At 66.8% G+C, this 22,812-nt stretch carries 18 protein-coding genes and 1 riboswitch; of the genes, 10 read left to right on the top strand and 8 right to left on the bottom strand.

All coding sequences use genetic code 11. The features are described 5' to 3' along the window. Window positions 1–214 precede the first annotated feature (214 nt). The 4 genes from ACN20X_RS01160 (at window position 215) to ACN20X_RS01145 (ending at window position 4,959) form a co-directional block, all read left to right on the top strand. On the top strand, window positions 215–1,558 hold the full coding sequence (locus tag ACN20X_RS01160; RefSeq protein ID WP_016448698.1) for a C4-dicarboxylate transporter DctA: 1,344 nt from the start codon (window positions 215–217) through the stop codon (window positions 1,556–1,558). Next, the gene (locus ACN20X_RS01155; RefSeq protein ID WP_016448699.1) at window positions 1,555–2,241 is read left to right on the top strand and encodes a GntR family transcriptional regulator; all 687 of its coding nucleotides are present in this window, start codon (window positions 1,555–1,557) and stop codon (window positions 2,239–2,241) included. Before ACN20X_RS01160 ends, ACN20X_RS01155 begins: the two co-directional genes overlap by 4 nt. 171 nt (window positions 2,242–2,412) lie before the next feature. Further along, on the top strand, window positions 2,413–3,756 hold the full coding sequence (locus ACN20X_RS01150) for a glycerophosphodiester phosphodiesterase family protein (protein WP_017406328.1): 1,344 nt from the start codon (window positions 2,413–2,415) through the stop codon (window positions 3,754–3,756). An 831-nt stretch (window positions 3,757–4,587) separates the two neighbouring features. Then, complete coding sequence (locus ACN20X_RS01145) at window positions 4,588–4,959, top strand: DUF2195 family protein (RefSeq protein WP_026062624.1); 372 nt, start codon at window positions 4,588–4,590, stop codon at window positions 4,957–4,959. Between the two features lie 257 nt (window positions 4,960–5,216). On the opposite strand, the gene metH is transcribed toward ACN20X_RS01145, so the two are convergent. Beyond that, window positions 5,217–7,973 (bottom strand): methionine synthase, encoded by a 2,757-nt coding sequence (metH, locus tag ACN20X_RS01140; protein ID WP_473210208.1) that lies wholly within the window; start codon window positions 7,971–7,973, stop codon window positions 5,217–5,219. A gap of 27 nt (window positions 7,974–8,000) precedes the next feature. Then, a riboswitch (S-adenosyl-L-homocysteine riboswitch) is annotated at window positions 8,001–8,127 on the bottom strand. Window positions 8,128–8,404: 277 nt separating this feature from the next. On the opposite strand from metH, the gene ACN20X_RS01135 reads away from it, so the two are divergent. The 5 genes from ACN20X_RS01135 to ACN20X_RS01115 are packed head-to-tail and all read left to right on the top strand — an operon-like array spanning window position 8,405 to window position 12,157. Next, a complete protein-coding gene (locus tag ACN20X_RS01135; RefSeq protein ID WP_097204644.1) occupies window positions 8,405–9,211 on the top strand; it encodes a FadR/GntR family transcriptional regulator in 807 nt (268 codons plus the stop codon). Further along, window positions 9,208–10,014: a transporter substrate-binding domain-containing protein gene (locus ACN20X_RS01130; protein WP_016452167.1), complete on the top strand. Its 807-nt coding sequence runs from the start codon at window positions 9,208–9,210 to the stop codon at window positions 10,012–10,014. The genes ACN20X_RS01135 and ACN20X_RS01130 overlap by 4 nt, the downstream gene beginning before the upstream one ends. A gap of 31 nt (window positions 10,015–10,045) precedes the next feature. Next, window positions 10,046–10,774 carry an amino acid ABC transporter permease gene (locus tag ACN20X_RS01125; protein ID WP_473210207.1) on the top strand — a complete coding sequence of 243 codons (729 nt, stop codon included), beginning with the start codon at window positions 10,046–10,048 and terminating at the stop codon, window positions 10,772–10,774. After that, window positions 10,771–11,424, top strand: coding sequence for an amino acid ABC transporter permease (locus ACN20X_RS01120; protein WP_017406331.1), 654 nt, complete (start codon window positions 10,771–10,773; stop codon window positions 11,422–11,424). Before ACN20X_RS01125 ends, ACN20X_RS01120 begins: the two co-directional genes overlap by 4 nt. Further along, entirely contained in the window at window positions 11,411–12,157 is a 747-nt protein-coding gene (locus ACN20X_RS01115; RefSeq protein WP_016448706.1) for an amino acid ABC transporter ATP-binding protein, read from the top strand. Before ACN20X_RS01120 ends, ACN20X_RS01115 begins: the two co-directional genes overlap by 14 nt. A gap of 72 nt (window positions 12,158–12,229) precedes the next feature. Here the strand turns inward: ACN20X_RS01115 and ACN20X_RS01110 are convergent, their stop codons facing one another. The 7 genes from ACN20X_RS01110 to urtA all read right to left on the bottom strand — a co-directional run bounded on the left by ACN20X_RS01110 (window position 12,230) and on the right by urtA (window position 19,084). Continuing rightward, window positions 12,230–12,589 carry an FmdB family zinc ribbon protein gene (locus ACN20X_RS01110; RefSeq protein WP_016452169.1) on the bottom strand — a complete coding sequence of 120 codons (360 nt, stop codon included), beginning with the start codon at window positions 12,587–12,589 and terminating at the stop codon, window positions 12,230–12,232. A 45-nt stretch (window positions 12,590–12,634) separates the two neighbouring features. After that, window positions 12,635–13,864 carry a formamidase gene (gene fmdA / locus ACN20X_RS01105; protein WP_473210206.1) on the bottom strand — a complete coding sequence of 410 codons (1,230 nt, stop codon included), beginning with the start codon at window positions 13,862–13,864 and terminating at the stop codon, window positions 12,635–12,637. 181 nt (window positions 13,865–14,045) lie between these two features. Next, a complete protein-coding gene (gene urtE, locus ACN20X_RS01100) occupies window positions 14,046–14,735 on the bottom strand; it encodes an urea ABC transporter ATP-binding subunit UrtE (RefSeq protein WP_016450221.1) in 690 nt (229 codons plus the stop codon). Window positions 14,736–14,755: 20 nt separating this feature from the next. After that, window positions 14,756–15,499 carry an urea ABC transporter ATP-binding protein UrtD gene (gene urtD / locus ACN20X_RS01095; protein ID WP_016450222.1) on the bottom strand — a complete coding sequence of 248 codons (744 nt, stop codon included), beginning with the start codon at window positions 15,497–15,499 and terminating at the stop codon, window positions 14,756–14,758. A gap of 19 nt (window positions 15,500–15,518) precedes the next feature. Continuing rightward, window positions 15,519–16,721 carry an urea ABC transporter permease subunit UrtC gene (urtC, locus tag ACN20X_RS01090; protein ID WP_473210205.1) on the bottom strand — a complete coding sequence of 401 codons (1,203 nt, stop codon included), beginning with the start codon at window positions 16,719–16,721 and terminating at the stop codon, window positions 15,519–15,521. A gap of 72 nt (window positions 16,722–16,793) precedes the next feature. Then, the gene (urtB, locus tag ACN20X_RS01085; RefSeq protein ID WP_151019820.1) at window positions 16,794–17,708 is read right to left on the bottom strand and encodes an urea ABC transporter permease subunit UrtB; all 915 of its coding nucleotides are present in this window, start codon (window positions 17,706–17,708) and stop codon (window positions 16,794–16,796) included. A gap of 110 nt (window positions 17,709–17,818) precedes the next feature. Then, window positions 17,819–19,084 (bottom strand): urea ABC transporter substrate-binding protein, encoded by a 1,266-nt coding sequence (gene urtA / locus ACN20X_RS01080; RefSeq protein WP_012202159.1) that lies wholly within the window; start codon window positions 19,082–19,084, stop codon window positions 17,819–17,821. A gap of 214 nt (window positions 19,085–19,298) precedes the next feature. On the opposite strand from urtA, the gene ACN20X_RS01075 reads away from it, so the two are divergent. Continuing rightward, a complete protein-coding gene (locus ACN20X_RS01075; protein ID WP_473210204.1) occupies window positions 19,299–22,793 on the top strand; it encodes a hybrid sensor histidine kinase/response regulator in 3,495 nt (1,164 codons plus the stop codon). Window positions 22,794–22,812: the final 19 nt, after the last annotated feature.

Raw genomic sequence — 22,812 nt, 5'->3', positions numbered from 1 at the left:
GCGCGGGCATGCCGGCCCCCGCCCTGCACCACGGCGGGGAGGCCCGCCCGCATCTGCCGATTTCATGCAGAAAAAGTCAGGGCTGAACTTCTCTGGAGTGCCGCAAATCCGCAGGGAATACCCTCTGCTGGCACGCGTTTCGCTTGTCTACATTCTTGCATGCAAGTTGCAGAGCTACTTGCATACAAGATTCCACAACTTGCGAAAGACGACTATGCGCCGCTTTGCCAGATCACTGTTCGGACAGGTGGTGATCGCACTCATCCTGGGTGTGCTCGCCGGAATATTGGCCCCTGAATGGGCCGTGAAACTCAAGCCCCTGGGCGATGGCTTCATCAAGCTCATCAAGATGATCATTCCCGTGCTGGTGTTCTGCGTGGTGGTGCACGGCATCGCGGGCGCGGGCGACCTCAAGCGCGTGGGCCGGGTCGGCGTCAAGTCGCTGATCTACTTCGAGGTGCTGACCACCATCGCCCTGGTGCTGGGCCTGGTGCTGGCCTTCGTGTTCCAGCCCGGCGCGGGCATGAACGTGGACCCGAGCAAGCTCGACGCCTCGGCCATGAGCGCCTATGCCAGCAACGCCGACAAGCTGACCAGCGGCGGCACGGTGGACTTCCTGATGAAGCTCATCCCCACCACCGTGGTGCAGGCCTTTGCCACGGGCGACGTGCTGCAGGTGCTGCTGTTCGCCGTGCTGTTCGGCTGCGCGCTGACCATGCTGGGCGAGCGCGGCGCGCCCGTGCATGCGCTGATCGACACGCTGTCGAACGTGCTGTTCAAGATCATGGGCATCCTCATCAAGCTGGCGCCGCTGGGCGTGCTGGGCGCCATCGCCTTCACCGTGGGCCAGTACGGCATAGGCTCGCTCAAGCAGCTGGGCATGCTGGTGCTGCTGTTCTACGTGGCCGTGATCTTCTTCGTCTTCGTGGTGCTGGGCCTGGTGATGCGCTTTTCGGGCTTCAGCCTGATCAAGCTGCTGCGCTACCTGCGCGAGGAGCTGATGGTGGTCTTCGCCACCACCTCCTCGGACAGCGTGCTGCCCCAGATCATGGCCAAGCTGCGCAACCTGGGCGTGCGCGACTCCACCGTGGGCCTGGTGATTCCCACGGGCTACTCGTTCAACCTGGACGCCTTCTCCATCTACATCACGCTGGCGGCCGTGTTCATCGCCCAGGCCACGAACACGCCCATCGGCATGGCCGACCTGCTGACCATCCTGGCGATTGCGCTGGTGACCTCCAAGGGCGCCCACGGCGTGCCGGGCTCGGCCATCGTGGTGCTGGCGGCCACGCTGCATGCGATTCCGGCCATCCCCGCCATCGGCCTGGTGCTGGTGCTGTCGGTGGACTGGTTCATGGGCATTGCCCGCGCGCTGGGCAACCTGATCGGCAACTGCGTGGCCACCGTGGCCATCGCGGCCTGGGAAGGTGACATCGACCGCGAGCGCGCCCATGCCGTGCTCAACGGCCTGGCCGACAATCAGGGGCCCGACGCCGAGCCCTCCGGCGCCGCCGCCGTCCCCGCAACCGTGACTCCTGCCCACCCTGCAACGCAATGACACCTGTAAGCCCCCAGCACATCGCCGAGCGCGTCGTCGAAGCCATCCTGGCCCAGAAACTGGCGCCCGGTGAACGGCTGGGGGAGCAGGAGCTGGCCGACAACTTCGAGGTCAGCCGCACCATGGTGCGCGAGGCGCTGATGCAGCTGCAGGCGCGCGGCTTCGTGCAGGTGCAGCCCCGGCGCGGCTGGTACGTGGTCCAGCCCTCGGCCGAGGAGGCGCAGGACGCCTTCGCGGCGCGCCGCATCATCGAGACCGGCATCCTGGGCGAGGCCGGGCGCCCCCTGCAAAGCGTGATCGGCCAGCTGCGCCGCCACATCGCCCAGGAGCAGGAGGCCATTGCGGGCGCCGACGCCGCCACGCGCGCCTTCCTGCTGGCCGACTTCCACGTCTGCCTGGCCGAGCAGATGGGGCACCGGCTGCTGGCGCTCACCCTGCGCGACCTCACGGCGCGCACCACGCTGGCGGCCACATTGTTCCAGTCCACCCACAGCGCCAGCCAGTCCTGCGCCGAGCACGAGCGCATCGTCGAGGCCCTGGAGCGCGGCGACACCGAGGGCGCCAAGGCCCTGCTGCTGGAGCACATCGGCACGGTGGAGCGTTCGCTGGAGATCCGCCCGAGCGAGGCGCCCGACGCCGGCGACCGCCTGCGTGCCACGCTGGCACCCCTGTTCGGGGGATAACCCTGTGTCGGTGGGTCGGCAAATTTCCACCGACCGTCGCTAAAACGCCAATCCGGGCCCTACGGGGCGCACTGTCATGGTGCCGACACGGCTGACTGCATACGCTGCTGAGCTGGCGCATTGCGCGCCGTTCATCAACCCACCACTGCTTCGGATATGACCCAACGTCCTATGTCCTTTTCCCGCACTCCCCTGCTCGCGTCCCTGTGCGCGGCTGCAGTCCTCACGGCCTGCGGCGGCGACGGCGGCTCGTTCTACCTCACGCTCGACGGAAAGCAGCCCCAGGTGATCGCCCACCGCGGCTTCTCGGGCAAGTTCCCGGAGCAGACACGCATGGCCTACGAGGCCGCCGCCGACGCGGGCGCGGACATGCTCGAACTCGACATGCACCTGACGAAGGACTGCCAGCTGGTCGCCCGCCACAACGCCTGGCTCAGCGACAGCACCAACGTGGCCGACGTGGCCAAGACCAATGCCGAAGTGGCGCGCCGCCAGCGCACTGCGGCCGGCGTGCTGGTCAACGTGAAGTACCCCGCCGTGCCTGCCAACGGCCCCTCGCAATACCTGAGCGACCAGCTCGATGCCAACGATCCCAAGTCCGTGCTCAAGGCCCTGGTGGTCGATGGCGAGGACCACCGCAACGACTGGTCCATCAGCGACTTCACGATGCAGGAGCTGCGCACCTGGCTGGGCGGCACGATCCTGGACAACCGCAGCGAGCGCCCCACCGAGTGGAACGGCAAGCTGCCCCTGATCAGCGCCCAGGACGTGCTGGACATCGCCGCCGCCAAGGGCAAGGCCCTGGGCCGCACCATCCCCGTCTACGCCGAGACCAAGAACCCGTACTGGAACAACCAGCAGGCGATCGCCAACGGCTGCGGCGCGCCCGGCTCGCGCCCGTTTGAAGACGCGGTGATCAAGCTGCTGGACCAGAACAAGCTCAACGCCAAGGATTCGCCCATCTACATCCAGAGCTTCGACCCGGCCAGCCTCAAGTACCTGCGCCAGGCCGGCATGAAGGCCAAGGGCGTGCAGCTGATCGACGGCAACGACTTCAATCTGCGCGACGGCTCCATGGTCTACATCACCAACGATGAGTGGACCTTCATCAGCGGCCGCCCCTACAGCTGGACCCTGGCCGGCGACGCGCGCACCTTCGCCACCATGCTCACGCCCGCAGGCCTGGCCGAGATCAAGACCTATGCCGACGGCATCGGCCCCTGGAAGCCCCAGGTCCTGGCCCACTCCGTCGTGCCCTACAAGGACGGCGCCGGCCTCAAGGACGTGAACACCGTCAAGGACACGGGCCTGATCCGCGACGCCCACAAGGCCGGCCTGATCGTGCACAGCTTCACCTTCCGCAACGAGCCGGGCCGCCTCGCCGGCCTGTACAAGGGCGACCCCGTGCAGGAATACCTGGCCTACTACCGCCTGGGCATCGACGGCGTGTTCACCGACTTCACGGACACGGCCGTTGCGGCGCGCAAGGCGTACAACAAGGAAATCGGGCTCTGAAACTCCCATCCCGCTGACCCATGACAAGGCGCCTCGTGCGCCTTGTTTTTTTGGACTCTGGCAGTGGGCATATTCAGGCGATCTCATCCATGGCAATCAGGTATACCTGAATGCGATTGCAGCGAATTGGTATACAAGATCGTTACAGCATGTCGCAAAAACACGTTCCCTCCAACTTGCCTTCGAGGCAATAAGCGCATTAAGCTGCCCCGATCTCTGATCCAGATGAAGCTTATGAATCTGGATGGCATCAAACCGTGGCTACCGAGAAACTCGATTGATGCGACTTTAGAAAATTGGAGGGACAGTTTGTGATACCAGATATGGAGTTTGATGGGCAGAAGCTGACATGGAATGGCTCCGGTAGCTTCAAGGCAACGACAGGACTTCCAGGTTTTCAGATGCCAGAAAATCAGTGCATCAAAGACAGCGGACCAATTCCGGAGGGGGTGTACAAGGTGCTCGTCACCGATCGTGGGGCGGCGAAGGATGACGGTGCGGGAAGATGCAACCTGTCTCCCGGATGGGGAGTCCAGACGATTCCACGCGGAGCTGCCGCCGGAAGCTGCGAAGCCTATTGGGCAAACTGGGGGCAGAACCGGGCGCGGATGGAGCCCGCCGACACTCAAACGCGCATCGCTTGCAACCCCGTTCGCAGCGGCTTTTATCTGCATGATTCAACCAAAGGCTTCAGCCACGGATGTATTGAGGTTGAGCATAGATTCTTCCCGATTCTTCGGTCGAAGGCGAAGTCCAGTTCACGTAGCTATTTCATTCTGAAAGTCAATTACGTCCCGGCAAGAGTGACAAACGGAGGCACACGTGCATAGCATGGCTCGATTTTTAATATGGTCTGCCTTGTTTGGCGGATCCGCCTTTGCCGCCCATGCCGACCAGATAACGTTTCAGAACGATCTTTCAGCCTGCGTGTCGATCACGGCGACGAAGACTTCCACAGAGTCCAACGTGGTGTGGGCGAACACCCGTGTTCAACTGCGCAAATCGATTGGCGAGTGCGGATGCCTTTCGGCTCTGGCGACCTACACGAGCAGCGTGAACCGAGGGGGCGTCCGGCAGGTACTGCAGGAAGGCCTGATCGACCTGGGCAGCGGGGGAGAGAGAAAACTCGTCCTTGCGACCGATCCGGCCCTGGTCGCCAACAAGGAGGTGCGGGTTCGGCTGGCGTGCACCGGGCCCTTATAGGGCATCCTGGCCCCCGCAGCATCGGCGCGCGCGTGAACGCTCAGCCGGATCACATCCTCGGACTGGCCTGGCAACGGCGTGTGCTGCGGGCGGCGGCGGATGTGCGCAAGCACGGTTGGTCAACGCGACTTCTGATCGACTGCCTGCGCCGCTGGCACGCCCTGTCCGCAATTCCAGTCAAAGATGAATGCCTTTGTCCAAAATAGCAAAAAATCGCACGCCTGACCGGCGTAGCCAAGCCAGCGGTCAACCCAATATCAGGCGAGATTCGGCGCCAGCAACCGGCGCAGTTCCTCGATGTCCATGCCCCGGCGCGCGGCCATGTCGGCCAGTTGGTCCTCGCCGATCTCGCCGACGTTGAAGTAGACGGCGTCGGGGTGGCCGATGTAGAAGCCGCTGACGCTGGAGGCCGGGTTCATGGCCAGGCTTTCGGTCAGCGTCATGCCGATCTCGTCGGCCTTGAGCACGGCGAACAGGTCGGTCTTGGCGCTGTGGTCGGGGCAGGCCGGGTAGCCGGGCGCGGGGCGCACGCCCTTGTACTGTTCCTTGATCAGCGCTTCGTTGCTGAGGTACTCGTCGGGCGCATAGCCCCACAGGTCCTTGCGCACGCGCTGGTGCAGGCATTCGGCGAAGGCCTCGGCCAGGCGGTCGGCCAGGGCCTTGAACATGATGCCGGAGTAGTCGTCCAGCGCGTCCTGGAACTCCTTGTCCTTCTTCTCGGCGCCGATGCCGGCCGTGACGGCGAACAGGCCCGCGTAGTCCTGGATGCCCGATTCCTTGGTGGCCACGAAGTCGGACAGGCAGCGGCTGGGGCGCATCACGGGCTGGCCATCCGGGCCTTCCACCATCTGCTTTTCGGTCTGCTGGCGCATGCCGTACCAGGTCATCAGCACCTGGCTGCGGGACTCGTCGGCGTAGAACTCGATGTCATCGCCCACGCGGTTGGCAGGGAACAGGCCGATGGCGCCGTTGGCCTGCAGCCAGCGGCCTTCGATGATCTTCCTGAGCATGGCCTGGCCGTCGGCCAGCACCTGGCGGGCCTGCACGCCCACGATCTCGTCGTCGAGGATGGCCGGATAGGGGCCGGCCAGGTCCCAGGTCTGGAAGAACGGGCCCCAGTCGATGTATTCGGCGATCTCGGCCAGGTCGAAGTTGCGGAACACGCGCCGGCCCAGGGCGCGCGGCGCCACGGGGGCCTGGGAAAAGTCCACGGGCGTGGCGTTGGCGCGGGCCTTGTCCAGCGGCCACAGCGGCGTCTTCTTCTTGTTGGCGTGCTGGGTGCGGACCTTGTCGTAGTCGGCCTGGATCTCGGCCAGGTAGTTGCCCTTGTTCTCGCCCAGCAGGCTCTGGGCCACGCTGACGCTGCGCGAGGCATCGGGCACGTAGACCACGGGGCCTTCGTACTTGGGCGCGATCTTGACGGCGGTGTGCACGCGCGAGCAGGTGGCGCCGCCAATCAGCAGCGGAATCTTCTTGATGCGGAAGTAGTCGTCCTTGTGCATCTCGCCGGCGACGTATTGCATCTCTTCGAGGCTGGGCGTGATCAGGCCCGACAGGCCGATGATGTCCGCGCCCTCGGCCTTGGCCTTGGCCAGGATCTCGTGGCAGGGCACCATCACGCCCATGTTGATGACCTCGAAGTTGTTGCACTGCAGGACCACGGTGACGATGTTCTTGCCGATGTCGTGCACGTCGCCCTTGACGGTGGCGATGACGATCTTGCCCTTGCTGGACACGTCCAGGCCCGCCGCTTCCTGCTGGCGCTTTTCCTCTTCGATGTAGGGCACGAGGTGGGCCACGGCCTGCTTCATCACGCGCGCCGACTTGACCACCTGGGGCAGGAACATCTTGCCGGCGCCGAACAGGTCGCCCACGATGTTCATGCCGTCCATGAGCGGACCTTCGATCACGTGCAGCGGGCGGCCGCCGCCCTGCACCACGATCTGCTGGTAGGCCTCTTCGGTGTCGGCGACGATGAAGTCGGTGATGCCGTGCACCAGGGCGTGCGACAGGCGCTCGCCCACGGTCTTCGGGTTCTCGGGCGTGCCGCGCCATTCGAGCTTCTTGCTGTCGTCCTTGGCGGCGCCCTTGGCGGCGTCGGCAATCTCCAGCAGGCGTTCCGCAGCGTCAGGGCGGCGGTTGAGCACCACGTCTTCCACGCGCTCGCGCAGTTCGGGCTCCAGGTCGTCATAGACGCCGACCATGCCGGCGTTGACGATGCCCATGTCCATGCCCGCCGAGATGGCGTGGTAGAGGAACACGGTGTGGATGGCCTCGCGCACGGGGTCGTTGCCGCGGAAGCTGAAGCTCACGTTGGAGACGCCGCCCGAGACCTTGGCGCCGGGCAGGTTCTGCTTGATCCAGCGCACGGCCTCGATGAAGTCCACGGCGTAGTTGTCGTGTTCCTCGATGCCGGTGGCCACGGCGAAGATGTTGGGGTCGAAGACGATGTCCTCGGGCGGGAAGCCCACCTCGTCCACCAGGATGCGGTAGGCGCGCTCGCAGATCTCGATCTTGCGCTGGTAGGTGTCGGCCTGGCCCTTCTCGTCGAAGGCCATGACCACGGCGGCCGCGCCGTAGCGCTTGATCAGCCGGGCCTGGCGCTTGAATTCATCCAGGCCTTCCTTCATGGAGATGGAGTTGACGATGCCCTTGCCCTGCAGGCAGCGCAGGCCGGCCTCGATGACCTCCCACTTGGAGCTGTCCACCATGACCGGCACCTTGGCGATGTCGGGCTCGGAGGCGATGAGGTTCAGGAAGCGCACCATGGCGGCCTTGCTGTCGAGCATGGCCTCGTCCATGTTCACGTCGATGACCTGGGCGCCGTTTTCCACCTGCTGGCGCGCCACGGACAGCGCTTCCTCGTACTGCTCGTTGAGGATCATGCGCGCAAAGGCTTTGGAACCCGTGACGTTGGTGCGCTCGCCCACGTTGACGAACAGCGTGCCCTCGCCGATGGTCACCGGCTCCAGTCCGGACAGCTTCATGGGAGGGGGAGTGAAAGAGGACGACATCAAGCTCACCTGCAAAAACGGCATGGCAACAGGTGAGCGTCGTTGGCACCGTGGGCGCGGTCCGGCCGGGAACCTGCACCTGGCCCAAGCCTGACGCGGCACGCGATCCGGTGTACGGATGGGCGGGTGCCGCGCTGCAACGCTCCTCGGGCCAAAGCCCGGGATTCTACGGCGGCTGGCGGCGGCCTGCAGTGCGGGTTTTACGCCCGCATTCGGGGCAGGCCTGCACAAAGCCATGCGGCACTGCACCAAAGCGCGGCAGCGCGGGCCGCTGGCGGCGCCTTCGGGGCGGATTGTCGATGTCCCATCGCCCCGGATTCTTTGCAATGCCTGAGGACAACGCTCCTTTTTTTGCATCTGGCACGCAATTCGCTATCTGCTGGGTACGTGGTCTGACCAGTCAGGCCAAAACCCTCCACCCGCGCCAGCCCATGCAAAGCATTCCGATCTCGATGGCCCAGACGCTGCAGCAGCACATCCTGAGCGGCCACTATCCCGGCGGCAGCCAGCTGCCGCCGCAGCGCGAGCTGGCCCGGCAGCTGGGCATCAGCCGCGCTTCGCTGCGCGAGGCGCTGTCCATGCTGGAGGCCCTGGGCCTGGTCGAGATCCAGCCGGGCAAGGGCGTGCGCATCAACGGCCCGCACAGCGGCCGTGCACGCATGCACCGCGCCTATGCCACCCCGGCGCTGGGCACGCTGTCGCCGCGCCAGCTGATCGAGCTGCGCCTGGTGCTGGAGCCGGGCTGGGCCGCGCTGGCGGCCGTGCGCGCCGACGACAGCGGCCTGCGCCAGCTGCAATGGACCCAGTCCCAGCTGGCCCACGCCCTGGACCGCAGCGACCTGCTGGCCGCCGCCGACGCCGATCTGCAGTTCCACCTGCTGCTGGCCCAGCTGTCGGGCAACCCGGGCCTGGTGGCCATGGCGCGCCAGCTGGAGCTGGCCATCAGCCACAGCCTGCGCCTGCCCTTTGCCTGGAGCGGCGCCGACGACCAGCCGGTGCGCGAGCACGACGCCATCGTGCAGGCCGTCTGCGCAGGCGATGCGCCGGGTGCGGCGGGTGCCATGCGCGCCCACCTGCTGTCGGCTGCCAGGCGCAGCGGCATCGATCTCGACACACCGGACGACGCGGCGGCGCCAGACGCAACAGCGCCCGACGCAACGGCGCCCGATACATCTGCGCCCGACCCTGACCCGCTTTCCTTTCGCCTCACCCCACCTTCCGAAGGAGCTTTCGCATGACTTCCCCCCTGACACCCCGCCGCGCATTCATCCGCACCGCCCTGGCGGCCGCCACCCTGGCCGCTGCCGGCCTGGGCGGCGCCGCCCATGCCGACATGCTGGCCAACATCCAGAAGGCCGGCGTGCTGCGCGTGGCGATTCCGCAGGACTTCCCGCCCTTCGGCTCGCTGGGCACCGACCTGAAGCTGCAGGGCTATGACATCGACATGGCGGCCCTGGTGGCCCAGGAGCTGGGCGTGAAGGTGGAGCTGGTGCCCGTGACCAGCACCAACCGCATCCCCTTCCTGACCACGGGCAAGGCCGACATCGTCATCTCCAGCCTGGGCAAGAACGCCGAGCGCGCCAAGGTGATCGACTTCACCCAGGCCTATGCACCCTTCCCCAAGAGCGTCTATGGCCCCAAGGACATGAGCATCAAGGCCCCTGCCGACCTGGCCGGCAAAACCGTGGGCGTGACGCGCGGCTCCACCGAGGACCTGGCCCTCACGCAGGTGGCGCCGGCCTCGGCCACCATCAAGCGCTACGAGGACAACAACGCCACCGCGCAAAGCTACCTGACGGGCCAGGTGCAGCTGGTGACGCTGGGCAACATCGTGGCCAACGCCGTCAACGAGCGCACCAGGCTGCGCCAGCTGGACGTGAAGTTCGCGGTCGAGGACACGCCCTGCTACATCGGCGTGGCCAAGGGCGAGCCGGCGCTGCTGCAGAAGGTGGACGCCATCATCACCAAGCTCAAGGCCGACGGCCGCCTGACCAGCCTGTCCCAGCGCTGGATGAAGATGCCGCTGCCCGCCACCCTGTAACCGCTGCGCCCCTGTTCCCGGAAATCTTTCCATGGCCTATCAATTCGACTTCGGCGCCGTGTTCGACTACAGCGGCCTGCTGGCACAGGGCGCGGGCTTCACGCTGGCGCTGACGGCGGCGGGCGCCGTGCTGGGCGGCGCCATCGGCGTGGCCGGCGGCGTCAGCCGCGCCTGGCGCATTGCGCCGCTGCACTGGCTGTTCAAGGTGTACGTGGAGGGCATACGCAACACGCCCTTCCTGGTGCAGCTGATGTTCGTGTTCTTCGGCCTGCCTTCGCTGGGCGTGCAGATCAACGAATGGCAGGCCTGCCTGCTGACCACGGTGATCAACCTGGGCGCCTACATCACCGAGATCGTGCGCGCCGGCATCCAGGAGACGCCGCGCGGCCAGCTGGAAGCCGCTGGCGCGCTGGGCATGGGCCGCTGGGCGGTCTTCCGCCATGTGGTGCTGCGCCCTGCGCTGCAGCGGGTCTGGCCCTCGCTGAGCAGCCAGATCGTGATCGTGATGCTGGGCACCTCGGTGGTCTCGCAGATCGCGGCCCAGGACCTGACGTTTGCGGCCAACTTCATCCAGTCGCGCAACTTCCGCGCGTTCGAGACCTACCTGGTGGTGACGGCGGCGTACTTCGTGCTGGCCCTGGCGCTGCGCCCGTTGCTGGCCTGGATAGGCCAGCGCTTCGTGGTGGGCCGCCGCACGCCGCGTGCAGCCAGGCCCGCTGCACCTGCTGCACCTGCGACCACTGCCGGAGACGCCGCATGATTGCCGACATTCCCCTGCTGCCCATCCTGGCCAAGCTGGCCGAGGGCCTGCTGGCCACGCTGGCGCTGTCGCTGCTGGCCTTCGTGCTGGGCGGCGCCACCGGATTGCTGGTGCTGTTCGCCCGCGTGGGCCGCAGCCTGAACCTGCGCCGCCTGGCCAAGGCCTATATCCAGGCCTTCCAGAACACGCCGCTGCTGATGCAGATGTTCATCGTTTTCTTCGGCTCGTCCATGGCCGGCCTGGACATCTCGCCCTGGACGGCGGCCGCCATCGGCCTGACGCTGTACACCAGCGCCTACCTGGCCGAGGTCTGGCGCGGCTGCGTGGAGTCCATTCCCCGCGGCCAGTGGGAAGCCTCGTCCAGCCTGGCCATGGGCTACCTGCAGCAGATGCGCCATGTGGTGCTGCCGCAGGCGCTGCGCCTGTCGATAGCGCCCACGGTCGGCTTCTCGGTGCAGATCATCAAGGGCACGGCCGTGGCCTCGATCATCGGCTTCAGCGAGCTGACCAAGCTCGGCTCCATGCTGGCCAACGCCACCTTCCAGCCCTTCCTCATCTACGGCCTGGTCGCCGCAGGCTACTTCCTGCTGTGCTGGCCCCTGTCCCTCTACGCATCCCATCTGGAGAAGAAACTCTATGCCGCTCGTTGATGTGCGCGCCGTTCACAAGCATTACGGCAACAACCATGTGCTCAAGGGCGTGGACCTGAGCGTGGACAGCGGCCAGGTGGTCGCCATCATCGGCCGCAGCGGCTCGGGCAAGAGCACGCTGCTGCGCTCCATCAACGGGCTGGAGGCCATCCAGTCCGGCCAGATCGTGGTGGACGACGCCGTGCTCAAGGGCTCGGAGGGCAGCGCGCCCTCGCCCGCCCAGCTGCGCGCGCTGCGCCTGAACGTGGGCATGGTCTTCCAGCAGTTCAATCTGTTCCCCCACCTGACGGCGGGCGAGAACGTGGCCCTGTCGCCCACCGTGGTCAAGGGCGTGAAAAAGCCCGAGGCGGCGGCGCTGGCGCGCCAGATGCTGGCCAAGGTCGGCCTGGGCGACAAGTACGACAGCTACCCCGACCAGCTCAGCGGCGGCCAGCAGCAGCGCGTGGCGATTGCACGCGCGCTGGCCATGCAGCCCAAGGTGCTGCTATGCGACGAGATCACCTCGGCCCTGGACCCGGAGCTGGTCAACGAGGTGCTGGCCGTGGTCAAGCAGCTCGCCGCCGAGGGCATGACGCTGATCATGGTCACGCACGAGATGCGCTTTGCCCGCGACGTGGGCGACCAGCTGGTGTTCATGCACCAGGGCCTGATCCACGAAAGCGGCCCGGCCAAGCAGCTGTTCGCCAGCCCGCAGACGCCGGAGCTGGCCGGCTTCATCGGCGCCGTGCACTGAGCCGTACGGCCAGGCAGGACAAAGGCCCGCGTCGCGGGCCTTTTTTGCATCGGTGCGGCGCAGGGGCCGCGGTCAGTGGCTGATCATCCAGGGCCGCTTGGTCGGGAAGGTCTTGGCGCCGTTGGGCGCCGTGACCGTGGAGCCGCGCTTGCTGGCGCCGCTGCAGCAGCCGCAGCCCGAGGGGTGGCGCATGCGCGCGTAGCTGCCCTCGGCCACATCGCGTGAGCGCCTGGGCTCGTGCCGGGCGCGCTCGTTGGTGTCGTGGGCGCGGCGCTGCTCGGGGCTGGTGCAGGCCAGGCGCGGCGCGCTGACGAAGACGCGGGGCGAAGCCGCCTCGCAGATGGGGCAGGGCGCGGGCTCGTTGCGCTGCGAGAGGCTGCGCAGCGCGTCGAAGCCGCCGCATGCGGCGCAGTGGTAGTCATAGGTGGGCATGGGCGGCCTCTGGCGGATGGTGGATGGCGGGTGTCGTTGCCGGGCTTACTTGTCCTGGGCGATGGGCAGGTCCACCCCGCCCGTGATGATCTTCTGTGGTCCCTCGGCCGTGGGATTGATGTCGAAGTCGAAGATCTCCGTGGGCAGCCACAGCGTGGCGCAGGCATTGGGCACGTCCACCACGCCGCTGATGTGGCCCTGCACGGGCGCCGTGCCCAGCAGCGAGTAGGCCTGGGCACCGCTGTAGCCGAATTTCTTCAGGTACTCGATGGCGTTCAGGCAGGCCTGGCGGTAGGCCACGGTCACGTCCAGGTAGTGCTGCTTGCCCTTTTCGTCCACCGAGATGCCTTCGAAGATCAGGTAGTCCTTGTAGTTGGGCGTCATGGGGCTGGGCTTGAAGATGGGGTTCTTGATGCCGTACTTGGCCATGCCGCCCTTGATCAGCGAGACCTTCATGTGCACCCAGCCGGCCATCTCGATGGCGCCGCAGAAGGTGATCTCGCCATCGCCCTGGCTGAAGTGCAGGTCGCCCACGCTCAGGCCCGCGCCGTCCACGTAGACGGGGAAGAACACGCGCGAGCCGCGCGAGAGGTCCTTGATGTCGCAGTTGCCGCCATGCTCGCGCGGCGGCACGGTGCGCGCGCCTTCGGCGGCGGCCTTGTCGCGCGCCTCGCCCTGCATCTGGCCCATGTGGGCGGTGGTGGCGTTGGGCGGGTTGGCCAAGCCGGGGATGCGGTCGGGGTCGGTGGCGATGAGGCCGGTCTCGCGCTCGTTCCAGCTGGCCAGCATCTTGGGGTCGGGCAGGCAGCCGATCAGGCCCGGGTGGATGAGGCCTGCGAAGTTGACGCCGGGGATGTGGCGGCTCTTGGTGAACATGCCGTGGAAGTCCCAGATGGACTTCTGGGCCAGCGGGAAATGCTCGTCCAGGAAGCCGCCGCCATTTTGCTTGGAGAAAAAGCCGTTGAAGCCCCAGAGGCTGTCGTCGCGCGCGCCGATGTCCAGCAGGTCCACCACCAGCAGGTCGCCGGGCTCGGCGCCCTTGACGCCCACGGGGCCGGACAGGAAGTGGACGGTGGACAGGTCCACTTCGCGCACGTCTTCGGCGCTGTCGTCGTTCTTGATGGCGCCGCCGGTCCAGTCATACGTCTCCAGCTTGAACTCCGCGCCCGGCTCCACCCAGACCGCCATGGGGATGTCGGGATGCCAGCGGTTGTGCACCTGCGGGTTGTCGTAGGGGGACTGGTTGAGATCGACCTTGATCAGGGTTTCGGCCATGGTGTGCTCCTTGCGATGGCAGTGGAAAAAGAGAGGAACTCGGCGCCTGCATCGACCGCGGCGAATGAAACCGGCACGGCACAACCCAGGGACACCAAGGAAGGGCCGCCCCGCACCGAGGGTGTCGTCCCCCTCCCGCGTGCGAGAGAGGGGGAAGCGGCGCAGCCGCTCAGGGGGTGCTTCATACAGAGAGGTAGGACTTGATGCGCTGTTCATCCGTATCAGCACGGGCCGTCTCATGGACCAGGCGGCCGCCCTCGATGACGAACAGCCGGTCGGCCACATCCATGGCGAAGGAAAGCACCTGCTCGCTGACCACGATGGTGATGCGGCGCAGCTTGCGGATCTCGTTGAGCGCCTTGGCGATGTCCTTGATGATGGAAGGCTGTATGCCCTCGGTGGGCTCGTCCAGCAGCAGCACCTTGGGGTCGGTGACCAGGGCGCGCGCAATGGCCAGCTGCTGCTGCTGCCCGCCCGAGAGGTTGCCGCCCTTGCGCCGGCGCATGTCCCAGAGCACGGGGAACAGGGCGTAGATGTCGTCGGGCACCTGGCGCGACTTCGCGTTCTCCAGGCCCGTCTGTATGTTCTCTTCCACGGTCAGCGTGGGGAAGATCATGCGGCCCTGGGGCACGTAGGCAATGCCCTTGGCCACGCGCCGGAAGCTCTCGTCCTTCGTGACGTCCTGGCCGGCCACGGTGATCTGGCCGCTCTTGGCGGGCATGACGCCCATCAGGCTTTTGAACAGCGTGGTCTTGCCCATGCCGTTGCGGCCCATGATGGCCACGGTTTCGTTCTCGCGGCCCTCGAAGCTGATGCCGTGCAGCGCCTCGCTCTGGCCATAGGCCACGTACAGATCCTTGACTTGCAGCATGTGAATTCCTTGTGCGTGCCTCAGTGGCCGAGGTAGACGTCGATGACCTTGGGGTCGGCCTGCACCTTGTCCATGGGACCCTCGGCGAGGATCTTTCCCTGGTGCATGACGGTGACCTTGTGCGCGATGCGCGCCACGAACTCCATGTCGTGCTCGATGACGATGACGGAGCGGTTCTTGCAGATGCGCTGCAGCAGCTCGGCCGTCAGCTCGCGCTCGCGGGCGCTCATGCCGGCGATGGGCTCGTCCAGCATCAGCAGCTCGGGCTCCTGCATGAGCAGCATGCCGATCTCCAGCCACTGCTTCTGGCCATGGCTGAGCAGGCCGGCCTCGGTGTCCAGGCGCTCGTCCAGGCCGATGTCGGCGGCCACGGCCTGCACGCGATCGCGCACCGCCTCCGTGCACTTGAAGGCCAGCGCGCCGAAGACCGAGCGGCCTTCGGGGTAGGAGACCTCCAGGTTCTGGAAGACCGACAGGTTCTCGTAGATGGACGGCGTCTGGAACTTGCGCCCGATCCCCAGGCGCACGCGCTTGTGCTCGGCCATGCGCGTGAGTTCCTCGTTCTTGAACTTGATGCTGCCGGCCGTGGCGCGGGTCTTGCCGCAGATCAGGTCCAGCAGCGTGGTCTTGCCCGCGCCGTTGGGGCCGATGATGACGCGCAGCTCGTTCCTGTCGATGTACAGGTTCAGCGCGTCGATGGCCTTGAAGCCGTCGAAGGAGACCGTCAGGTCTTCCACGGCCAGCGTGAAGTCGGTATTGCTCATGGTGTGCTCCCGCTGTGGTTCAGGCGCCCTGGCGGCCCATGCCTTCGGACAGGGCGGACGTGGGCTTGGTGGCGGCCGGGGCCTGGGCAGGTGCTGCCTGGGCTCCCTGCGCTGCGGCAGGCGCTGCGGCCGGTGCCGCGCCCTTGCGGCGGCTGTTCCACCAGGGAACGATGCGGCTTTCCCACAGCCCGGCCAGCCCCATCGGGAAGGCCATGGTCACGCCGATGAACAGGCCCGCCATGAGGAACAGCCACAGGTCCGGGAAGCTCTCCGAGAAATAGGTCTTGCCCGCGTTGACCAGCAGCGTGCCGTACACGGCGCCCACCAGGCTCATGCGCCCGCCCACGGCGGCGTAGATGACCATCTCGATGGAGGGCACGATGCCCACGAAGCTGGGCGACATGAAGCCCACCTGCAGCGTGAACAGCGCGCCGCCCACGCCCGACAGCGCAGCGGCCAGGCAGAACACGAAGACCTTGAAATTGGCCACGTCGTAGCCGGAAAAGCGCACGCGGTCTTCCTTGTCGCGCATGGCCAGCAGCAGGGTGCCCACCTTGCCCGTCTGAATCCAGCGGCACAGCACGATGGCGCCGATCAGCAGGGCCACGCAGACGTAGTAGAGGATGTACTTGGCGCTGTCCGTGCGCGTGTCCCAGCCCCACAGGGTCTTGAGGTCGGTCATGCCGTTGACGCCGCCCGTGTAGCCCTGCTGGCCGATGATGAGCACGGTGACGATCAGCGCCACGGCCTGCGTGATGATGGCGAAGTACACCCCGCCCACGCGGCGCTTGAACATGGCGAAGCTGATGAGCCAGGCCAGCAGCGTGGGCACGGCGATGACGGCGGCCAGCGAGAACGGCAGGCTCTTGAAGGGCAGCCAGAACGAGGGCAGCTCGGTCAGCTGGTTCCAGTCCATGAAGTCGGGGATGCCGGGCGTGGACTGGATCTTGGTGCTGATGGGGTCGGACGCCTCCAGCTTCAGGAACATGGCCATGGCGTAGCCGCCCAGGCCGAAGAACACGCCCTGGCCCAGGCTGAGCACGCCGCCATAGCCCCAGACCATGACCAGGCCGATGGCGACGAAGGCATAGGTCAGGTACTTGCCGACCAGGTTGAGGCGGAAGATGTCCAGCGCCAGGGGCAGCACCACCGCCAGCAGGACGGTGAGCAGCACCAGGCTGGCGAGCTGGTAGCGCTGTATCCAGGCTTTGAGGGCTTGCATGGAATGACTCCGGTGAACTCAGGGGAAATCGGGGGAACGCGGGGGAATTCGTGGACAGGGCAGGCGCCGGGATCAGCGCCGCACCTTGGACGCGAACAGGCCCTGGGGACGCAGCATCAGGATGAAGACGATCAGCGACAGCGTGATCACCTTGGCCATGGAGCCCGCGAGGAAGAACTCGGTGATGGACTGCGTCTGCGCAATGCCGAAGGCCGAGACCACGGTGCCCAGCAGGCTGGCCGCGCCGCCGAAGGTGACCACCAGGAAGGCGTCCACGATGTACAGCGAGCCCGAGGTGGGGCCGGTGGAGCCGATGGTGGTGAAGGCCGCGCCCGCCACGCCCGCGATGCCGCAGCCGATGGCAAAGGTCAGGCGGTCGGTCTTCTTGGTGTCGATGCCGATGGCGTTGGCCATCACGCGGTTGCTGACCGTGGCGCGCACGCGCAGGCCCCAGCGGCTCTTGTGCAGCGCGATCAGCACGCCGACCGTGACGGCCATGGTCAGCGCCAGCACGAACAGGCCGTTGATGGGAATGTCCAGCCCCTCGGCCGGCGCCCACGAGCCCATCAGCCAGTCAGGCAGGGTGGGGCTGACTTCCTTGGGGCCGATGAAGGTGCGAAAGCACTGCTGCAGCGCCAGGCTCACGCCCCAGGTGGCCAGCAGCGTGTCCAGCGGCCGCTTGTAGAGGTGGCGGATCAGCCCCCATTCCACCAGCCAGCCGGCCACGAAGGCGAACAGGAAGGCGGCCACGATGGCCAGCGGGAAGTAGTAGGGCATGAACTCGGGCGCGTGCTGCGCCGTGAGCGTTGAGCCCAGGTAGATGGTGTAGGCGCCAATGGTCATGAACTCGCCATGCGCCATGTTGATCACGCCCATCTGGCCAAAGATGATGGCCAGGCCCAGGCCCATCAGCAGCAGCACGGCGAACAGGCTCAGCCCCGCGAAGCCCTGCATCAGGCCGATGTTCATCATGTCGGAAAAACTCATGGTGCTGCTCCTGCGCGCAAGCCAATCGGGAGAGGGGGAAACGATTCACGCGGCAGCCCGCCCACCAGGCCGCAGGCCGCCGCGCATCACCTGCCTGAACGGATCAGGGCTTACTGGTAACCCTTGGGGAAGGGATCGGGTTTGATGAGTTCAGGCGACTCCGAGACCACCTTGAACGTGCCGTCCGGCTGCCCCACGGCAATGCGCGACTTGCTCCACAGGTGGTGGTTGGCGTCCACCTTCACGTAGCCTTCGGGCGCGGTCTTGAGTTCCAGCCCCGGCGATGCGGCCACCACCTTGTCCACGTCGAAGCTCTTGGCCTTTTCCACGGCGGCCTTCCACAGCCAGGGGCCCAGGTAGCCGGCCTGGGTGACGTCGCCGATGACGGCGTTGGGGCCGTACTTGGCCTTGAAGGCGGCCACGAACTTCTTGTTGTTCTCGTTGTCCAGCGTCTGGAAGTACTTCATCGAGGAGTAGAAGCCCGTGAAGTTCTCGCCGCCCACGCCGGTCATCTCGTCCTCGGTCACCGACAGCGTGACCAGCAGTTGCTTGTCACCCGTGATGCCCGCTGCCTTGAGCGCCTTGTAGAAGGCCACGTTGGAGCCGCCCACCACGGCCACGAAGATGCAGTCCGGCTTTTGCAGCTTGATCTTGTTGACCAGCGAGCCGAAGTTGGTGCTGCCCAGCGGGTAGTACTCCTCGCCGACGACCTTGCCCTTCTGGAAGTTCTCGATGTGCTTGCGCGCGATCTTCATCGAGGTGCGCGGCCAGATGTAGTCCGAGCCGATCAGGAAGAAGGTCTTGGCCTTTTTCTCGGCCTTGGCCCAGTCCAGGCTGTACAGGATCTGCTGCGTGGCTTCCTGGCCCGTGTAGATCACGTTCTTGGACTGCTCCAGGCCTTCGTAGAAGGTGGGGTAGTACAGCAGGCCGTTTTCCTTCTCGAACACGGGCAGCACGGCCTTGCGCGAGGCGCTGGTCCAGCATCCGAAGACGGCGGCGCAGCGGTCGTTGATGAGCAGTTTCTTGGACTTCTCGGCGAAGGTGGGCCAGTCGGAGGCGCCGTCTTCCTTGATCACGCGGATCTTGCGGCCCAGGATGCCGCCCATGGCGTTGATCTGGTCGATGGCCAGTTGCTCGGCCTGGATGGAGCCGGTCTCGGAGATCGCCATGGTGCCCGTGGCCGAGTGCAGCTGGCCCACGACGACCTCGGTGTCGGTCACGGCCAGCTTGGTGGTGTTGACCTGGGCCGTGGGCTGGGCGAAGGACCAGGCCGGCAACCCGGCCACCGAGGCGGCGCCAAGCGCCTGCAGGACGCGGCGGCGGCCCATTTCCGTGCCGGGGGAACCAGGTGTGCGGGGGTCGGAGGGGTGGCTCATGGTGACTCTCCTGTAAGGATCGGTTGGGTGATCTGCAAGTGGCTGAAAACTGGCGTTGCGGTTACGGCTTGTTTCCGCGCTGGGTCCAAGATTAGGAAGAACCCTTGCCGCCGCCCATACGTCAATTGACGTAGCCACCTGCGTACGCACCCCGGCTACCCCTCTTGCAAGCCGCGCCAGCATTGGCCCCGCACGTTTCTTGCTAGACCTGGGAATGCACTCCGCCCCCCCGCCCGACAGCCCCACCGGCACCGCAGCCGCGCCGCAGACCATCTTCCGGTTCCGGCGCGAGTACAACGCCTGGGTGGCCGACGAGACCATGGAGGACTACGCGCTGCGCTACACGCCGCGCAGCTTCCGGCGCTGGAGCGAGTTCCGTGTGGCCAACACGGCCTTCGGCTCGCTGTCCTTCCTGGCGCTGGAGGCCATCGGCGGCGCCATTGCGCTGAACTACGGCTTCGCCAACGCCATGTGGGCCATCGTCACCGTGGGGCTGGTGATCTTCCTGACGGGGCTGCCCATCGCCGTCTGCGCGGCGCGCTACGGACTGGACATGGACCTGCTGACGCGGGGCGCGGGCTTCGGCTACCTGGGCTCGACCATCACCTCGCTGATCTACGCCGTCTTCACCTTCATCTTCTTCGCGCTGGAGGCGGCCATCATGGCGCTGGCCCTGCAGCTGGTGGTGGACTGGCCGCTGCAGTGGTGCTATGCGCTGTCGGCCCTGGTGGTGCTGCCGCTGGCCATGCGCGGTATCACGCTGATCTCGCGTCTGCAGGCCTGGACGCAGCCGCTGTGGCTGTTCCTGCTGGTGCTGCCCTTCGTGTGGATGGCGCTGGCCCAGCCGCAGCTGTACCGCGACTTCGCCAGCCTCACCGGCCTGCGCTCGGGCAGCAGCCAGTTCGATCCGCTGATGTTCGGCGCGGCGGCAGCCGTGATCTTCGCGCTGGTGGTGCAGATCGGCGAGCAGGTGGACTTTCTGCGCTTTCTGCCGCCGCGCACCCAGGCCAACCGGCTGCGCTGGTGGGGCGCGGTGCTGGTGGCCGGCCCGGGCTGGGCCGTGATGGGCATGCTCAAGATGGCGGGCGGCGCCTTTCTCGCGTTCGCGGCCATGCAGCTGCAGGGGGTGGACGCCACGCGCGCGGCCGAGCCCACGCAGATGTTCCTGGCAGGCTTCCAGCAGGTGCTGCAGGCCCTGGGCCTGCCGGGGCTGGCCGTGGCGGTGACCGTGGTCTTCGTGGTCATCTCGCAGGTCAAGATCAACGTGACCAATGCCTATGCGGGGTCGCTTGCCTGGTCCAACTTCTTCGCGCGCATCACGCGCAGCCATCCGGGGCGCGTGGTCTGGATGGTGTTCAACGTGGTCATCGCCACCTTGCTGATGACGCTGGGCGTGTTCGGCGCGCTGGAGAAGGTGCTGACCATCTACAGCAACGTGGCCATCGCCTGGGTGGGCGCGCTGGTGGCCGACCTGGTCATCAACAAGCCGCTGGGGCTGAGCCCGCCGGGCATCGAATTCCGCCGCGCCCATCTGTACGACTTCAATCCCGTGGGACCCGTCGCCATGCTGCTGGCCGCCGCCGTGGCCTGCTGCGCCTATGCGGGCCTGCTGGGCGAGACAGCGGCCGCGTTCTCGCCCTTCATCGCGCTGGCGCTGTCCATGCTGCTGTCGCCGCTGCTGGCCTGGCTGACGGGCGGGCGCTACTACCTGGCACGGCCCGCAGGCAATCTGTGGAAGCCCGGCGAGACGGTGCGCTGCGCCGTCTGCCAGAACCAGTTCGAGTCCGAGGACATGGCGCGCTGCCCGGCCTACGGCGCGCCCATCTGCTCGCTGTGCTGCTCGCTGGAGTCGCGCTGCCATGACCGCTGCAAGACCGGCTCGCGCGCGGGCGAGCAGCTGCGCGCGCTGGCCTCGGCCATGCTGCCGCCGCGGTGGGCCACCAAGGTGAACTTCCGCGCGGGCCAGTACCTGGTGGTGATGCTGTCTCTGTGCGCGGTGACGGCCTTCATGGTGGGCGTGGTCTACATGCAGGAAAGCCTGCAGGCAGGCAGCGTCGATGGCGGCGCGCTGCGCATCCCCTTCCTCAAGGTCTTCGCGCTGCTGGCCCTGCTGTGCGCCGTGGCCGCTTGGTGGGTGGTGCTGAGCACGGACAGCCGGCGCATGGCCCAGGACGAGTCCGAGCGCCAGAACCAGCTGCTGCTGCAGGAGATCGCCGCCCACAAGCGCACCGATGCCGAGCTGCAGGCCGCCAAGGACCATGCCGAGCAGGCCAGCCAGGCCAAGACCCGCTATGTGGCGGGCATGACGCACGAGCTGCGCTCGCCGCTCAACAGCCTGCTCGGCTATACGCAGATCCTGCTCAAGAGCCCGCAGGTCGATGGCTGGGTGCGCGAGACCCTGTCCACCATGCAGCACAGCGGCCAGCACCTGCGCGCGCTGATCGACGAATCGCTGGAGCTGGCCAGCATCGAGGCCGGCCGCCTGCGCCTGGACCTCGCCCCCCTGCCCCTGCCCGCGCTGATCGACGGCATCGAGGCCATGATGCGGCCCCAGGCCCAGGCCAGGGGGCTGCAGTTCTCGGTCGAGACGCTGGGCACCATGCCGCGCTGGGTGCGTGCCGACGCCAAGCGGCTGCGCCAGATCCTGATCAACCTGCTGTCCAACGCCGTGCGCTTCACCCAGCGCGGCGAGGTGCGGCTGCGCATGGATTTCCGGCCCCATGTCTCGCGCATCGAGGTCATCGATACCGGCATCGGGATCGAACCGCAGGACATGGAGCGCATCTTCGTGCCCTTCGAGCGCGGCAGCGCGGGCCGGCGCGTCAGCGAGGCGGGCACGGGCCTGGGGCTGACCATCACCCACCTGCTGACCGAGCTGATGGGCGGGCAGCTCACCCTGAGCAGCACGCCCGGCGAGGGCAGCTGCTTCACCGTGCGCCTGTACCTGCCCGAGATGGCGCCCGACGCGTCCTGGGTGCCCCCCGGCGCCGCCGCCACGCTGCACACCGTCATCGGCTATCTGCCGCCCCGCCGCACCCTGCTGGTGGTGGACGACCAGCCGCTGCAGCGCCAGCTGCTGGCCGGCCTGCTGCTGCCGCTGGGCTTCGAGATCCGCGAGGCCGCCAGCGGCCGCGAGTGCCTGGAGATCGTGGAGCAAAGCCTGCCTGACCTGGTGCTGCTGGACATCAGCATGGACGACCTGGACGGCTGGCAGACCGCCGCCCTGCTGCGCGCGCGCCGGGATGCGCAGCAGCTTCCCGTGGTCTTCGTCTCGGCCAACCTGTTCGACAACGACCCGCCGCGCCTGGCCGATGCGCATTGCCAGGGCTTTGTCGCCAAGCCGGTGATCGAGTCCGAGCTGCTGCAGGTGCTCGAGCGCGTGCTGCGGATCGAATGGGTGCATGACAACCGCCCGTTGCTGCTGCCGGCGCCGCGCGCGGAGCAGGCAGAGGCAAAGGCAGCGCAGGCGCCGGCAGCCGCCCCCTTCCCGCCCGACCTGCGCGAAGACCTGGCCCGGCTGGCGCGCTCGGGCCAGGCCACGGCCCTGCGCGAGCGCCTGCGCCAGGCGCGCCAGCAGGCGCCCGCGCATGCCGCGCTGCTCGATGCGCTGCAGGCCTGCGCGAACCGCTTCGACTTCGATGCGCTGGCGCGCCTGCTGCCGCTGCCCCGGGAAGAAGACGAACAGGAACAGGAGGAGACAGATGAATGAACATCCAGGAGGGCAGGAA

It is taken from the genome of Delftia sp. PX-1 (genome assembly GCF_055797465.1).
This window is presented reverse-complemented; position numbering and strand designations above follow the sequence as displayed.